10 protein-coding genes, 1 tRNA gene and 2 pseudogenes are annotated in these 14,985 nt (G+C 72.0%); 6 read left to right on the top strand and 7 right to left on the bottom strand.

The features are described 5' to 3' along the window. Positions 1-121 precede the first annotated feature (121 nt). Both CRV15_RS02290 and CRV15_RS02285 read right to left on the bottom strand, forming a co-directional pair. Positions 122-1,318 (bottom strand): acyl-CoA dehydrogenase family protein, encoded by a 1,197-nt coding sequence (locus CRV15_RS02290; RefSeq protein ID WP_029183121.1) that lies wholly within the window; start codon positions 1,316-1,318, stop codon positions 122-124. A gap of 512 nt (positions 1,319-1,830) precedes the next feature. After that, positions 1,831-3,054 (bottom strand): mandelate racemase/muconate lactonizing enzyme family protein, encoded by a 1,224-nt coding sequence (locus CRV15_RS02285; RefSeq protein WP_009998014.1) that lies wholly within the window; start codon positions 3,052-3,054, stop codon positions 1,831-1,833. A 378-nt stretch (positions 3,055-3,432) separates the two neighbouring features. Between CRV15_RS02285 and CRV15_RS02280 the strand changes: the two genes are divergently transcribed. The 3 genes from CRV15_RS02280 to CRV15_RS02270 all read left to right on the top strand — a co-directional run bounded on the left by CRV15_RS02280 (position 3,433) and on the right by CRV15_RS02270 (position 6,323). Then, positions 3,433-4,299, top strand: coding sequence for an ABC transporter permease (locus tag CRV15_RS02280; protein ID WP_009998015.1), 867 nt, complete (start codon positions 3,433-3,435; stop codon positions 4,297-4,299). Positions 4,300-4,338: 39 nt separating this feature from the next. Continuing rightward, entirely contained in the window at positions 4,339-5,427 is a 1,089-nt protein-coding gene (locus tag CRV15_RS02275) for an ABC transporter substrate-binding protein (protein WP_003962516.1), read from the top strand. Between the two features lie 62 nt (positions 5,428-5,489). Continuing rightward, entirely contained in the window at positions 5,490-6,323 is an 834-nt protein-coding gene (locus tag CRV15_RS02270) for an ABC transporter ATP-binding protein (protein ID WP_029183123.1), read from the top strand. Between the two features lie 63 nt (positions 6,324-6,386). On the opposite strand, the gene CRV15_RS02265 is transcribed toward CRV15_RS02270, so the two are convergent. Both CRV15_RS02265 and CRV15_RS02260 read right to left on the bottom strand, forming a co-directional pair. Continuing rightward, positions 6,387-7,295, bottom strand: a complete 909-nt coding sequence (locus CRV15_RS02265; RefSeq protein ID WP_174391392.1) for a sugar phosphate isomerase/epimerase family protein — start codon at positions 7,293-7,295, stop codon at positions 6,387-6,389. Between the two features lie 176 nt (positions 7,296-7,471). Next, entirely contained in the window at positions 7,472-10,981 is a 3,510-nt protein-coding gene (locus CRV15_RS02260; RefSeq protein ID WP_003962519.1) for a ThuA domain-containing protein, read from the bottom strand. A 212-nt stretch (positions 10,982-11,193) separates the two neighbouring features. On the opposite strand from CRV15_RS02260, the gene CRV15_RS02255 reads away from it, so the two are divergent. Beyond that, a tRNA-Pro gene (locus tag CRV15_RS02255) sits at positions 11,194-11,270 on the top strand. Between the two features lie 85 nt (positions 11,271-11,355). On the opposite strand, the pseudogene CRV15_RS02250 reads toward CRV15_RS02255, so the two are convergent. Together CRV15_RS02250 and CRV15_RS02245 are read right to left on the bottom strand one after the other, a co-directional pair. Next, positions 11,356-11,742 (bottom strand): annotated as a pseudogene (locus CRV15_RS02250) (tyrosine-type recombinase/integrase); the annotation flags it as partial. Beyond that, a complete protein-coding gene (locus CRV15_RS02245) occupies positions 11,732-11,962 on the bottom strand; it encodes a helix-turn-helix transcriptional regulator (protein WP_003955862.1) in 231 nt (76 codons plus the stop codon). The pseudogene CRV15_RS02250 and the gene CRV15_RS02245, both read right to left, overlap by 11 nt. Before the next feature lie 547 nt (positions 11,963-12,509). Between CRV15_RS02245 and CRV15_RS36240 the strand changes: the two are divergent. Continuing rightward, positions 12,510-13,195 (top strand): annotated as a pseudogene (locus CRV15_RS36240) (transporter); the annotation flags it as partial. A 137-nt stretch (positions 13,196-13,332) separates the two neighbouring features. Next, positions 13,333-13,512 carry a hypothetical protein gene (locus CRV15_RS02230; protein ID WP_230864184.1) on the top strand — a complete coding sequence of 60 codons (180 nt, stop codon included), beginning with the start codon at positions 13,333-13,335 and terminating at the stop codon, positions 13,510-13,512. 610 nt (positions 13,513-14,122) lie between these two features. On the opposite strand, the gene hlmA is transcribed toward CRV15_RS02230, so the two are convergent. Then, a complete protein-coding gene (hlmA, locus tag CRV15_RS02225) occupies positions 14,123-14,977 on the bottom strand; it encodes a holothin acetyltransferase HlmA (protein WP_003955866.1) in 855 nt (284 codons plus the stop codon). Between the last annotated feature and the right edge of the window lie 8 nt (positions 14,978-14,985).

The raw sequence follows: 14,985 nt of genomic DNA, 5'->3' as shown, positions 1-14,985 counted from the left end.
CGCTCCGCCCCCGCCGAACGGCCGTCCGGGCGGGTCCGGCGCACCCGCCCGGCGGGCACCGCTGATCGGGCGGGCCCGCCGGGTCGTCGGACGACACCACGGGGCGGCACGGGCGGGGAGGTCAGAGCGCGGGCTCCAGCCGTACGGTCCCGGACAGCCGCTCGGACCACTGCCCCTTGTCCGCGCCGAGCGCCACCTCCGCCAGCCGCAGCAACTGGACGTCGGAGGTCCCCGCCGGGGCGAACATATGGAAGGCGTCCCGCAGATACCGCTCGATGGGCCGGTCCGTGGAGAGCCCGATGGCCGCGTGTATCTCCATCGCGTTGCGCGCCGAGTCGATCGCCGACTCCACATTGATCAGCTTGGCGTTCATCAGCTCCGCGTCGCAGGGCAGCCCCTGGTCCAGCAGATGCACCGCGTGGTACGCCGCCAGCCGCGCCGTCATCAGCCGGGACTGGAGCTTGCCCAGCTTGAGCTTGACCGACGGCAGGTCGTGCAGGGGCTTGCCGTAGCGGTGGCGCTGGGCGCAGAAGGCCGTGGTCTCGTCCAGGATCGCCTGATGGATACCGAGCGACACGGCGGTCAGATTGGCCCGCCCGTACAGCACGCTGGAGGAGTACGCCACGGCCAGCCCGTCGCCCTCCTGGCCCAGCCGGTTGGCCGCCGGAATCCGGCAGTCCTGGAAGGACAGCTCCCCGAAGCTGAATCCGTGCAGACCCATCGAGGGGCGCTGCTCCCCGAGGACGCAGCCGGGCCGCCCCGCCTCGACGAGGAACGCGGTCAGCCCTCTGGAGCCCGGACCCGTTCTGGCCACCACGCCGTGCAGATCGCCCACATGGCTGTTGCCGACGTAGACCTTGCGGCCGTTGAGGACGTAGTCGTCGCCGTCCCGTACGGCGGTGGCCGTCATCCCGAGTACATGGCCCCCCGACTCGGGTTCGGTCACGGCGATGGTCGGCAGACAGTGGCCGAGAGCGATCCGGGGCAGCCAGGTCCGCTTCTGCGCCGCGTCGCCGAAGTGGATGATCTTGGCAACGCCGAGCTGGGACGCCTGGACCATGGCGCCCATCGCCCCGCTGACCCGGGACAGTTCCTCGATGATCACCGTCTTGGCCAGATGGCCGGCCGCCATACCGCCGTGGTCACGGTCGATCGTGGCCCCCAACCAGCCCTGCCGGGCTATCAATCGCGACAATTCGCGATGCGCGGAGCGTGATGCCTCCATGGCGGCGATCCGCGGTCGAACCTCCCGCTCGGCGAAGTCCCGGACATCCCTGCGCAACTGGTCGTGAAGCCGATTGGTGAAGTACCCGTCCATCGCGAGCCTTCCTGTGCGACATGCCTGCTCGGGCGTTTGTTCGAGCAGGTGGTGCATGTGGCAGTGGTCCCCCGTACCGAGAGAGAGGCCGACCACCTCGGTTACTGCCGTACGGCATTCCCCCCGCGCTCTGGTGTGCCACCTGCCGACCGCGATGGATTCCCGCCCCGGGAGCCCCGGGGACCCGCACCCCGCCCCAGGCGTACACAGCCGCGTCATCCGGCACCAGTTGAAAAACCGATACGTCATAGACCTGACCGGAAGCGGACGCATCTGAGCAGCGGGGTTGGAGCACAGAACCAGCCGTCCCGGCGCTTGGAGGCATTCGGCGGGCGTGCGTCGTGACCCCGGGGGGCGCGGGGCGCACAAGGAGGCGTCCCGATGTGCGGGCGCCCCCTCGGCGGAGAAGGAGGAGTCGGCGATTTGCCCCATTTGGATAGGGAATGCCGGGGAGTGCCGGGGGTCCTCCCCTCATGTTCCGGAGCGTGCGGGCATGCGGACGCGACCCGATTTCACACCCGCCGCTCCAGCACATCGACCGAAAGTCGTCGGACCACCGTCTCATTCACTACGACACCGAGACCCGGGGTGTCGGGAACATACGCTTTTCCGCCCTCGACCCGAACGGTCTCGACCGCGTAGGGCGATTCGATGAACTGCCGGCCGTTCAGATCGACCGGGGTGTCGATCCCGTACGCCGCGAAGAGATGGAGCGAGGCCGCGAGCCCCAGATCGGAGTCGGTGAGCCCGGAGCCCATCAGCCGCACACCGCACTCCTGGGCCAGGGAGCAGAGCCGCCGCGAGAGGGTGAGCCCGCCGCTGCGCTGCACCTTCGCGATGGCCACGTCCACCGCGTCCAGCCGGACGAACGTCGCGAGATCGCTCGGATGGCGCAGGCTCTCGTCGAGGGCCACGGGCACGGGGGAGTGCTCCCGCAGCCGTCGCAGCCCCACGATGTCATTGGCCGGGAGCGGCTGTTCGAACGCGGAGATCCCGATGCCGTCCAGCCGCCGGGCCATCCGCAGCGCGCTCTGGGCGGTGTACGCCTGGTTCGCGTCCACCCAGATCGGCGCGGCGGGCGGGGCGTGCTCGCGGACCGCCGCCACCACGGCCTCGTCGCCCTCCTCCCCGTACAGGCCGATCTTCACCTTGAAGGCGCGGTACCCCAGGGCCAGGCCCTCCGCGACACTGTCGGCGACCTCGGCGGGGGCCCGCCCGGAGACGATCCAGCCCAGTTCGGCCGTCTCGCACCGGCGGCGGCCCCAGAGCACCCCGAGCGGCACCCCGGCGGCACGCCCCAGCAGATCGTTCAGGGCCATGTCGACGGCGCTCCGGGCGAGCGGGGCGCCGATGGTGAAGCCGCGGCTGACGGCCCGGTCGAAGGCCCGGTCGGCGGCGTCCAGATGCCATGCGGGCAGTCCGAGGACGGCGGGCGCCAGATAGCGGTCGATCGTGGTGACGATGGACTCGGCGGTCTCGTCCGTCCAACTGGGGAGCGGGGTCGCCTCGCCCCAGCCCTGGGCCCCGTCCGCCGCGGTCACCTTGACCAGCACCCGGATCGCGGGGGTGCCCGCGACGGTGACCGGGCCGCCGGAGATGCCGAAGGAGCGGACGGCGGGCAGGGCCACCGCGAAGGTCTCGACGCGCTCGATCCGGGCGGGCGCCCAGAGGGGAGCGGCGGAAGCGGGGGGCAGGGCGTCCCCGGGCGGGCCGGGGCGGGGGTTCGGCACGGACATCGGCTCCTCTCGTCCGCCGTCCGCGCCGTGCGGACGGCCGCCCCCGCGCGCCGCGCCGGAGTCCGGCGGCCCGCCGCCCGGCCGGTGCCCGGGGCGTCCAGGGCGTGCCGAAACCCGGGGACTCCGCCCTCTTGACCGTGTGTCCAGCCAGTCACTAGCGTGGCGATACACGGTCAGAAAGCGCTTTCTGAAGGCGTTTTCCCATCATCGCCGACCTCCGTACCGATCGACAGGGCGCGTACCGGCCAGGGCCGCAGCGGGTCCGGGCGGCTCCCGGGACGGCTCCGGGGCAGCGCGCCGCACCGCTCGCCGTGCGCACCGCGACCGCACCGCCGCGCCCACGTCCGTGGCCGCGTGGGAGACCTCCAGGAGCCGACCGTGAGCCAGAGCGCCGCCGAAGGAGCGCCCCGGGACGCGCCCGGAGCCGCCCGCCGCAAGGGCCCCACGGCCGGGGAACGGCTCGCCCGCGCCGCCGGACGGAGCTGGCGCCCCGCGGCCCTGCTGCTGGTCTGCTGCGCGGCCTGGTGGGCGACCGCCGCGGCCGAACTCGTCGAGCCCTATCTGGTGCCCTCGCCCGGCGCCACGTTCGACGTCCTCACCGGCGAGGCCGACCACCTCTGGCGGCACACCTGGGTCACCACCTACGAGACCCTGCTGGGCTTCGGGATCGCCGTGGCCGTCGGGGTGCTCTCCGCCGTGGTCATGGTCTCCTCGCCCACCGTCGAGAAGACGCTCTACCCGGTCCTGCTCTTCGCCCAGGTCATCCCCAAGATCGCCATCGCCCCGCTCTTCGTGGTCTGGCTCGGCTTCGGGATCGCGCCCAAGATCCTCATCGCGGTGCTGATCGCCTTCTTCCCCGTCGTCATCTCCATGGTGACCGGGCTCAAGGCGGTCGATCCGGAGATGCTCCAGCTCTCCGCGACCATGGGGGCGAGACCCTGGCAGACCTTTGTGAAGATACGTTTCCCCGCCTCGCTGCCGCATCTGTTCTCCGGGCTCAAGGTCGCCGTCACCCTCGCCGTGACCGGCGCCGTCGTCGGCGAGTTCGTCGGGGCCGACGAAGGGCTCGGCTATGTCATCCTCCAGGCCAACGGAAATCTGGACACTCCGATGCTCTTCGCCGCGCTCCTGGTGATGTCCCTGATCGGCGTCGTCCTCTTCGTCCTGGTGGAGGCCGCCGAACGGCTGCTGCTCCCGTGGCACGCCAGCCGCCGCGACCCCCGGACCGGCACCACCGCCTACTGAGGCCCGTACCCCCCCCCACGCCGACGGGAAGGACCCGCCATGACCGTGACCGCGCGCTCAGCGCCCACCGGCCGCGCATCCCGTACCTCCGCCCCGCGTCCCCTGCCCAGGGCGTCCGCGGTGTCCGTGGTATCCGTCCTGTCCCTGCTGCTGACCGCGACGGCGTGCGGCGACGACGGCGGTGGGACCACCACCACTGAGTCGGGCCGGAAACTGGACCGGGTGACCCTGACGCTCAACTGGTACCCCTACGGCGAGCACGCGCCGTTCTACTACGGCCGACAGCAGAAGATCTTCGAGAAGCACGGCATCGACCTCACCGTCCGGGCCGGTCAGGGCTCCCAGAAGACGGTCCAGGCCACGGGCGCGGGCCAGACCGACTTCGGCTGGACGGACACCCCCGCGCTGCTCGCCGGGGTCGACGCCGGTGTCAAGGTGCGCAGTCTCGGGGTCTTCCTCCAGACCACCCCGTCCTCCGTGCAGTTCTTCGCGTCCGAGAACATCTCCACCCCCGCCGACCTCAAGGGCAGGACCATCGCGGGCACCGCGGGGGACGCGCTCTCCAAAACCTTCCCCGTCTTCCTGGAACGCAACGGACTGAGCGCGTCCGATGTCACCGTCCAGAACACCGACCCGGCGGGCAAGATCGCCGCGGTGCTCTCGGGCCGTACCGACGGGCTGCTCGGCTACGCCAGCGACCAGGGCCCCACCATGCAGGAGAAGGCCGGGCGGAAGGTCGGCTATCTGCGCTTCTCGGAGCACGGGCTCACCTTCTACTCCAATGGCCTCGTCGCCGGGGAACGGCTGATCTCCCGGCGCGCCGGGGTGGCCCGGCGGATGGCCGCAGCGGTGAGCGAGTCGTTCGCCGCCGCGAAGAAGGCGCCCGACGACGCGGTGGCCGCGATGGCGGGCGCGAGCGGGCAACTGCCGCCCGCGAAGGTGCTCAAGGAGCAGTTCGCCACGACGCTGACCCTGCTGAACACCCCGGCGACCCGGGGCAGGGCGCCGGGCGTCAACACCGAGGCCGACTGGCGGCAGACCATCGATGTCTTCACCCGGGCCGGGCTGGTCGAGAAGCCCGGCCCGGTCCGCGCGTACTGGGACGGCGCCCTCGCGCCGCGGGGCTGAACGGCCGGGAGCCGGGAGGGCACGGAGATGGCGTGGACGGCGGCGGCACGACCGGAGGCAGCGTGACGAGGAACGGGGCGACCGGGGAGGGTCCGGCGAAGGGCCGCGCGGGCGGCGGGGCGTCGGCCGGCGCGGTCGGGATCGACGGGGTGGAGGTCCGCTTCCGCACCCGGCGCCGTGAGGTCACCGCGCTGACCGGGGTCTGTCTCACCGTCGCCGCCGGGGAGTTCCTGGCCATCGTCGGCCCCTCGGGCTGCGGCAAGTCCACCCTGCTCAAACTGGTCGCGGGGCTGCTGCGGCCGACCGGCGGCGAGGTGAGCCTCGGGGGTGAACGGGTCCACGGCCCCCGCCATGACATCGGCTATGTCTTCCAGCGCGCCGCCCTGCTGGAGTGGCGCTCGGCCCGGCGGAACATCCTGCTCCAGGCCGAGATCCGCGGGATGCCGAAGGAGACCGCCCGCGCCCGGGCCGCCGAGCTGATCGCCATGACCGGCCTTGAGGGCTTCGAGGACGCCTATCCGCACGAGCTGTCGGGCGGTATGCAGCAGCGGGTCGCCCTCTGCCGGGCGCTGCTGCACCGGCCGCCCGTCCTGCTGATGGACGAGCCCTTCGGAGCGCTCGACGCGCTGACCCGGGAGCAGATGAACACCGAGCTGAACCGCATCTGGCGGGAGACCGGGACCACGGTCCTGCTGGTCACCCACTCCATCTCGGAGGCGTGCGCGCTCGCCGACCGGGTGGTGGTGATGAGCCCGAGACCCGGGACGATCACGGAGGTCGTCGAGGTCGGCCTGCCGGTCCTGCGGGAGTACGCGGCCACCGTGGAGCGGCCGGAGTTCCACACGGCCGCCGCCCGGGTCCGGGCCCTGCTCGGAGCCTCGTCCACCGGGGACTGAGGCCGGTGCCCCGTCCGCGCGGGCTCGGGGGAACGCGCCCGGGGGCCCGGCGCGGCCGGTCCCTCAGTACCGCAGCGCCGCGAGATACCGATGGCTCGTGAGCGCCGTCGCGAACGGGTCGGCGGGCCGGTCGTGCTCGACGAGCCACTGCCGCACCCCGCCGTCGGCCGCGGTGGCGAACATCGAGGGGAAGTCCAGGACACCCGAGCCCACGTCCGCGATGTCGCCGTCCGGGGCCATGTCCTTGACATGGAGGGCGGGGAAGCGGCCGGGGTGGCGCAGAAAGAGCGTCCGCGGGTCGGCCCGGCCCTTGACCGCCCAGTAGAGGTCGAGTTCAAAGCCGACCAGCTCCGGATCGGTCTCCGCCAGCAGGATGTCGTAGAGCAGCTCCCCCGCCACGACCTCGTGGTCCGAGCCGTGGTTGTGGAAGAGCAGCGGTCCGAGCCCGGCGGCCCGGGACGCGGCGCCGATACGGTTGAACTCCCGCGCCGCCTCCCGGAAACCGGCCGGGGTGTGCATCGCCCTCGGCAGGCTCGGCACCACCGGCCAGCGCGCGCCCAGCGTACGGAGGTCCGCCAGCGCCTGCGGCAGCGCCGGGCCCCGCAGGGTGTCGTACCCGATGTGCTCCAGCACCGCCCGCAGCCCGGCGGCGTCCAGCATCCGCCGGATCGCCTCCGCGCCATGGCCGTGCCGACCGCTCACGCCGACGGTGGCGTACCCGATCTCCGCGAGCCGGGCCAGGGTGCCCGCGAAGTCGGCGGCGAGCGCGGTCCGCATGGTGTACAGGTGCATGCCGATCCCGGAACGGGGGATGCGCCGCCGTCCGCAGCCGCCCCCGGCGGGGACCGGCGCACCGGCCCGCGCGGGTGACGCGGGGAGGGCGAGGGCCGCCGCGGTCCCCAGCGCGGTGCCGAGCACCGCCCGTCTGCCCGGGAGCCCTCGTCCTGCCGGAGGTACCCGCCCGTCGTCCATCGTCGGTGCTCCCTTCCGCGTCCCTCGCCGGGACGCCGTCCCGCGCCCGCACGGCATCGTTCCGCACGGCATCGTTCCGCACGGTCTCGTTCCGTATGAGGTCGTTCCGTATGGGTCGTCGTGCGGGGGCCGCTCCACCGGCGGACGGGCCGGTGCGGGGTGCCGGTCCACCCGCATCAGTCCACCCGGAGCGGCAGCTGGGCGGTGGTGGTGTCGCCCCGGTCGTCGGTGACCGTCAGCGCCACCGTGTACGCGCCGGACCGGGGATAGACATGGGTGGCCGTGGGGCCCTCGGGACCCGCCGGGCGGGAGTTGTCGCCGAAGTCCCAGTGGTACGCGGCGATCGTGCGGCCCGGCCGTGGTCGTACGCTGCCGCTCAGCGCCACGGTCAGCGGCGCGCCGCCGCCCGCGGGCTCGGCCGCGATCCCCACCCGGGCCGCGGGCCGCCGCTCCACCCCCGGCCCGTTGAAGCGCAGCCAGTCCAGCGCGAGCAGATCGCCCTGCCCGGTCGGCGGCTCGGAGCGGGTGAAGACCGCGTGGAGCCGTACCGTGCCACCGGGGTTCCGCAGCGGGGTGGTGGGGGAGACGAGCTGCCCCCAGCCGCCCGTCGGCGGGATCGCGACCGAACCGAGCAGCGGGCCGTCGGGCGCGCCCGCCCGGAACTCGACCGTACCGCCGGGGCCGCCGGAGGACGCGCCCACCGTCACCGAGCGGACACCGGTGAGGGAGACGGGGTCCAGCGCGACCCAGTCGCCGTGCTGGATCCCGCCCAGCCGCTTGCCCCCCGAGGCGTCGGCCCGGCTCTCCGTGACCGTGCCGCCGCCCTCGCCCCCGGTGGCCGTGCGGTGCTCGGCCTCGCGGAACGACGGGTGCAGGGTCAGCGCCGACGAGCCGGTGAGCGGGGGTGCTCCCGGGGCGCCCCGGTCCTCGTAGCGGGCGCTGATCCCGTAGTACAGATTCTGGCCGGGGCCGTGGCTCTCGCCCGCGTCGGTCCTGATCTCGCCCCGGCAGCCGGTGTGGTTGTCCAGCGGATGCAGATGGCTGTCATGGCCGAGCTGGGACTGCACCACCACCCGGGAGCAGTCGATCCGGCGGTCCTCCCGGTCCCGGACCCGTACCTTGAACGGGACGGTGTCACCGAAGGAGAACATCCCGCCCCGGGCGGGCCGCTCCACGACCACCTCCGGACGGGTGTTGCCTGCCGTGATCTCCCGGACGGCGTAGCCGGTCAGCCCGCCGGGTCCGGTGACCGTCAGCGTCGCCGTCCAGGCCCCCTTGGTCCGGTAGACATGGGTCGGGTGGGGCTCGGTGGAGTCGGTGGTGCCGTCGCCGTCGAAGTCCCAGGCGTAGGAGACCGGCCGCCCATCGGCCAGCCCGGACCCCGCGCTGGAGAACGCCACGGTCAGCGGGGTCCGCCCGGTGTCAGGCGCCGCCGCCGCGCGGGCCTCGGGCAGCCGGTCGTCGCCGACGTGGTCGATCCGGTAGATCCCGGCGCCCTCGTTGCTGCCGCCGCGCCCGGTGCCGCTGCCCAGCCCGAAGTCGATGACGTACAGCGCCCCTTCGGGACCGAACTCGGCTTCGAAGGGCTGGTTCCACTTCATGTCCGCGAAGATCGTGTTGATGGAGTGGAGATCACCGGCCCGCACCGGCGGGAAGCGCGGATCGCTGAAGCTCTGGTCGTTCCGCTGGAGGGAGAAGGACTTGAACCACTTGCGGGTCAGCTCGAACGCCAGCCACCGCCCCTCGAAGGACTCGGGGAACTTGGTCCGGTAGCCGTTCGCCGGGTCGTAGTCGTACACCGGCCCGCTCATCGGCCCGCCGCCGCCCGTGCCCAGCTCCGGGAAGCGCGCCGACGCGGAGTAGGTGTACCAGACCGTGGCGGGCTGCGCGGGCGGCAGCTCGCGCAGCCCGGTGCTGTGGGGCGAGTCGTTGACGGGCCGGGCGCAGTCGAACGCCGGGCCGGGGGTGCGGGTGGCGAAGTCGAAGTCGTGGAACGGGGTGTTGTCGCCCACGCAGTACGGCCAGCCGTAGTTGCCCGCCCCGGTGATCCTGGTGTATTCGACGGTCCCCTCGGGGCCCCGGTCCGGCTTCGCGGCCCGCGCGTCCGGCCCGTAGTCGGCGACGAGCAGGGCCCCGCTCAGCGGGTCGGTGGTGATACGGAACGGATTGCGCATCCCCATCGCGTAGATCTCGGGCCGGGTCCGCTCGGTCCCCGGCGGGAAGAGGTTCCCCTCCGGGATCGTGTAGCTGCCGTCGTCCCGGGGGACGATCCGCAGGATCTTACCGCGCAGATCGTCGGTGTTCGCCGAGGTGGCCTGGGCGTCCCAGGCCCGCCGCCCGGGCCGCTCGTCCAGCGGGGCGAAGCCCTCGGAGGCGAAGGGGTCCGTATTGTCCCCCGTCGCGACATGGAGCCGCCCCGCCCGGTCGAACGCGAGCGAACCGGCCATATGGGAGTTGGCCCGGCCCTCGCCCCGCCAGGTGGGAATCGTGAGCAGCCGCTTCTCGGACGCGGGGTCCACGGTGTTCCCGGTGACGGTGAAACGCGAGAGGTTCAGCCGTTTCTCGGTGCGGTCGGAGTGGAGCAGATAGAGCCGGTGGTTCGTCGCGAAACCGGGGTCGAGTGCCAGCCCCAGCAGCCCGTCCGACTGGTTGGTCATGTCCGGTGTGTACGCGAGGTCCAGCGCGGTGGTCACCTTGAGGGTCCGCTGGTCGATCACCCGGAGCTTGCCGGTCCGCTGGATGAAGAAGACCCGCCGGTCCGGGGCGACGGCCAGCTCGAAGGGGTCGGCGAGATCCTCGGTGACCAGGGGGGTGCGCTGGAAGGCGCCGGTCCGGCTCGCGGTGCAGTCCCCGGGCTCGGCTCCGGCGGCCCAGCGGATTCCGCCCAGCAGATGACGGAGGAAACCGGGCTCCCGGAAGGCCGCCGGGGCATGGCCGCCCGCCGTGTACCAGGACCGGCCGCCGTCGTACTTCTGGCACCAGGACCAGGGGTGGTCGACCCCCTCGTCCAGCCCGGTGATCCCGTCCCGCACCTTGATCTGGGCGAGGGTGTGCACCTTGCCCGTGGGGTTGGTGCGCCAGTTGTACCACTCCTCCGTACGCTCCCACAGCTCGGGCAGGCCCCGGGTGGAGGGGTGCACCGGGTCCAGGACCTTGATCCGTCCCGTCTGCACCGGCGGGTGCTTGTCGAAGATCGCGCCGACCAGCCCCTCGTACCAGGGCCAGTCCCGCTCGCTCGCGGACGCCGAGTGCAGCCCGACCCAGCCGCCGCCGCCCCGGACGTACCGCTGGAGCGCGGCGCGCTGCTCCGGGTCGAGGAGGGCCCCGGAGGCGGGGGTGGAGTTGGTGTTGTTGAAGACCACCGCCTGGAACCGGGCGAGCGAGGCGTCGCCGAACACGGTGGCGTCGTCCGTCGCCTCCACCGCGAAGCCGTGCTCCGCCCCGAGCCGCTCGATCGCCGCGATGCCGTCAGGGATCGAGGCATGCGCGAAATTCGTCACCTTGGAGAAGACCAGGACCCGGAAGGCCGCCGCGGCCCCGGTCCCCCGCGCCTGGGCGGGCCCCGGCCCGACCAGCCCGGCGAGCAGCGCCGCCACGGCGGCCACGGCCAGGGCCACCCGCCGCCCCGTCCCGTCCCGGCGGCGCGTCCGGGGCGTCCACTGTGCTGCGCGGCGGCGACTGGTCATGGCGCTCCCATGTCCTGGGTGGGCGGCGGACCGTGCGGAGTACGGGGGAAAGCGCTTTCCATCTGCGTCGCACAGCGTAGATACGGGCGCACAGGGGGTCAATGCCCTGGACGCGCCCCGCTCGCCGGGAAGCGGTTCGTGACCACCGGTCGAAGTGCGGTATTGTTCTCATGCGCGCTCGGCCAGGGGGAAAGCCCAGGTCAGGCGGGTAACGGGACGTGGCGCAGCTTGGTAGCGCACTTGACTGGGGGTCAAGGGGTCGCAGGTTCAAATCCTGTCGTCCCGACCAGCGTTTTCGCAGGTCGTAGGCGGTATCGGAGATATCCGGTACCGCCTTTTCCGTTTTCTTGGGGACCATGTGGGGACCAGTGGGTCTAGCGGTGTCTGCCGGGTGCTGCTGGGGACACGGGCAGGTTGACCGGCATGCGTACGGGGTTGAGGTAGGCGGTGAGTGCGGTACCCGCTTCGGTGATCTTGTGCATGTCGGGGTGGAGGTAGCGCTGGGTGGTGAGCAGGGACCCGTGTCCGGCGATCTTGCGAAGGACGTGGGCGGGGACTCCGGCGTCGGCGAACCAGGTGAGGCCGGTGTGGCGGAGGTCGTGGCGGCGGAGGTGTTCGTGGCCGAGGGCGGTGACGACGTCGTCCCAGTGGGTGGCGTCGCGCAGGACGGCGGTGGCGGCGGCGAAGACGACGAGGTTGCCCCAGCCTGGTAGCGGCCGTGTGAACGCGCCACGAGGGCCTGGGCCAGCATCAGGCACCCTCGCGGGGCGCGATACGCCGTTCGCACAGCCAGAGTTCGACATCGGCGGCGCTGTAGAGGGTGACACGGCCCGTCAGCGGCACATACGGCGGCCCCTGCGGAGGACGCGCGGTGCGCCAGCGTCGCAGCGTCGACGGATCGACCCGCAGCAGCGCGGCGAGTTCCTCGGTCGTGTACCAGCCCCCGGGCAAGCGAAGGTCAGGGGTGGATGGCCGGGGCATAACATCCTTGAGGGAAAGAGACTGCTGCGCCACGCAGGGGCGCTTCCTTCCCGCATGTGTTCGGAGAATCCCCGGTTTCGGTAAAAGGAGACTCCGTGTTAAAAAGCCCCGTTGTCTGTGGAGTTGACTGACCTTCCGTTTTCCCTTGAATGGACTGATTTTCTCGGGAGGACGCGGCAACGGCAACCACAGTCCAGGGCATGGGGACTCGGGCCCTCGGGGAGCGTGTCAGCAGAGCACGGGTCGGCCTGCTCCGGCTGGACACTGTGGCCGAGCTGGCTCACTCGGCATCCCGGCGGCTGCCAGCCGATCACACACCGTCAAGTTGGGGAGCCGTCGACGCGACTGATCCTCTGCGGCTCGACGCACCCCCGCTCCACGGTGTGCGTCATCGGGAAGGCATCGAGGCAAGTGGTGTTTGGGGAAGCCACAGGTCAGAAGCCATTTGGGGTCGTTTTCCTGCGGAAGATTTCTGGGGCCTGAGCGTCAAACGAGCGTCAAGAGACCAGAGAGGCTGGGGCTGAGGTTGTTCAGCACGAAGCGCGACATGACGGAGGTCATGCCGCGTCTGGCGGTGGTTGAGGCGGATGTCCAAGGCTTCGTCGAGGCTCATAGGGAGATCACGCTCGGGGCACGGTTCCTGGCGAGCGATACAACACCAGGCTGGTTTAAGGCGGACGAATCGACTCGCTGGGCCTGGACGAGAACGGCGCGCCGGTGGTCGTGGAGTACAAGCGGGCGACGGACGCCGGGGTGATCCACCAGGGCCTGTTCTACCCTGTCCGGGCTGGTGGACCACCGGACCGAGTTCCAGCACCTGGTGCGCGACCGGCTTGGTGACGAGGCCGCCGGGCAGATCTTGTGGAGCAACCCGCGGCTGATCTGCTCGCTGGCGACTTCACCTGCTACGACGTCTATGCCGTACGCGAGCACCGGCGCAGCATCGATCTTGTCCGCTACCGGCTCTACGGCGACGACCACTTCGCCCTGGAGACCGTCGCCTCCGTCGCCGGGCACGCGGGAGCGCCGCGCCGGCGGAAGGGCGCGGGCGCTGCGGCAGCACCGGCTCGCGAGGTGACCGGGGGAGCGATGGCGGATCTCTCGGCGTCCTCGGGTGAAGTGCTGCTGGGCCTGGGCGGTGATGTGGTGGCGGTGCGGCGGAAGCAGTCCACGGCCTGCCGGCGGCTGAGGAACTTCGTCTGCCTCCGTCCGCCGCGGCAAGCCAAGCTCCTTGCCTAGAGTTCGTGGGCCTTCGGCGGAGGTCGGGGTGTGGTTGGCGTCCCTTCTTCTGGGGTTGGCAGGACGTGGCGGTGGAGTGATCAATGGTCCGGCGGATCCCCGGTTTCGTGAACCGGGGATCCGCGGCTACCGTGCGCCGCCTCAGCTTCGCCATCACGGTGGCCGCGATGTTCACGGGGTGCTACAAGTTCCGCGGGCGCAGCTACTTCCTCCAGCAGACCGTCGACGCCTTCGAGGAAGAGGCCAACGCCGTCCGGCTCGGCATCGGCCCGTGCAGCGAGTACGGGCCCGCCTGGAGGACGAGGTGCTGAAGCTGTTCACGCAGCTCGTCGCAGGCCACGGAAACGAACAGCGGCGCCGCCAGCAGCTGGACCAGCCCGCCGACCAAGCCGCCCCGTCCAGTCAGCCGCCGGCGACCTGGCCAGGCGGGATCTACCGTCGGCGCAGCTTGCGGTCCGTCCGAACGGGTGGGGCCACGTCCTGAGCTTGGGCACAGCCGTGGCGAAGACGGTATCGAGATGCGGCAGGACGCTGCCACCGGCGGCCGGGGCGACCGCTTACGCCGGCGTTGCATCGCGTTCCACCGCATGGAGGAGTGGTTGCGATCCTCGGCCGCTCCGGAGCGCCGGCTACAGCATCCCCCGACGCCGACGGAAACGCCGGCGCGAGCCACATCGGCGCGTACGGCCCGCCCGGACCCCAGGTCTGGGGCGATTCCCAGACCTGCTGCGCGGACCCGCTCAAGAAAGGGCCCTGCCGACGCGGACGGCTACAGCGCCCCGAAGCCCGTCTCGTCCTGGACCTCGTCGGTCACCGGCAAGCCCGTCCCGAAGAAGCACTCATGCCCGCCACCGGGACTGCCGGCCCAACCACCCGTCAGGTTGGAAGAGGTTCACGGAGTCCCGGGCTCACTCGGCCCGGTCAGCCCAGTTCGAGAGTGGTGATGGCGAAGACCCGCTCTTCGGCGGTCTCGGGTACGGGGCCGGTGTACATGCGCACCGTGTGGAACTGCGCCGCCAGGCCCCGGGACGTCAGCAGGTCCGCCGAAGCGGCGTGGGTGCCAGGGATGTCGAGGGACACCTCCTCGCCGGGGCCGAAGTGGCCCACCAGGCCGTCGAACAACGCGGCGGCGTCCTCAGGGGTGTCCGCGAAGAGCGGTCCGATGCGGTGCCCGCGACCGGCCGGACGGATCACTCCGTACCCGGCGACGGCTCCGTCGCGCAACCGGACGCGGGCGGTCCGGCCCGGCGCGGTGAGCCATCGGCCGACGAACCCGCTCCGGTCGGCCGGGAAGCAGCCACGGTCGTAGGCGGCCAGGGCCTCGGCGTGCTCGGGAGTGACCGGGGCGACCCCCTGTACGGGCCCGGTGGGCCGGGCGGGGCTCCCGGCGAAGTGCACGGTGTCGTGCGCCGCCTTGAACCCGTGCGTCTCGTAGTTGGCTCGCTGTGCGGGCATCGCGTCCAGGCCGACCGTGCGGTTCCCGGAGTGCGGGAAGGCCGCCTTCCAGGTCGCCAGGCCGTAGCCCCGGCCGCGGAACTCCGGGTCGGTGAGGTAGTGGCCGAGGACGGCGTACCGGTCGTCGTAGTTGACGATGGAGACGGCCGCGACGGGACGTGCGCCGAGGCGGCCGATGAAGAAGCCTGCGGGGTCGGTCGGGTGGAAGCAGGCCACGTCGCCGTCGCCGACGTTCCAGCCCTCCCCGTCCGCCCATTCCGCCACCTGGTACCAGTCCTCCAGGGTGGCGGTGGAAACGGTGAACGCGTCGTGGGAATTCATGAAGCGGT

Origin of the sequence: Streptomyces clavuligerus (genome assembly GCF_005519465.1) — a bacterium.
In the GTDB taxonomy this organism is placed as follows: domain Bacteria; phylum Actinomycetota; class Actinomycetes; order Streptomycetales; family Streptomycetaceae; genus Streptomyces; species Streptomyces clavuligerus.
Note: the sequence above shows the minus strand (reverse complement) of the source record. Positions and strands in the feature narration are given on the sequence as shown.

Bases quoted from the DNA above. Each gene is read 5' to 3' on its own strand.
- CRV15_RS02245 (WP_003955862.1), bottom strand. From the start codon at position 11,962: ATGCCCCGGCCATCCACCCCTGACCTTCGCTTGCCCGGGGGCTGGTAC.
- CRV15_RS02290 (WP_029183121.1), bottom strand. From the start codon at position 1,318: ATGGACGGGTACTTCACCAATCGGCTTCACGACCAGTTGCGCAGGGAT.
- CRV15_RS02265 (WP_174391392.1), bottom strand. From the start codon at position 7,295: ATGGACGACGGGCGGGTACCTCCGGCAGGACGAGGGCTCCCGGGCAGA.
- hlmA (WP_003955866.1), bottom strand. From the start codon at position 14,977: ATGAATTCCCACGACGCGTTCACCGTTTCCACCGCCACCCTGGAGGAC.
- CRV15_RS02260 (WP_003962519.1), bottom strand. From the start codon at position 10,981: ATGACCAGTCGCCGCCGCGCAGCACAGTGGACGCCCCGGACGCGCCGC.
- CRV15_RS02285 (WP_009998014.1), bottom strand. From the start codon at position 3,054: ATGTCCGTGCCGAACCCCCGCCCCGGCCCGCCCGGGGACGCCCTGCCC.
- CRV15_RS02275 (WP_003962516.1), top strand. From the start codon at position 4,339: ATGACCGTGACCGCGCGCTCAGCGCCCACCGGCCGCGCATCCCGTACC.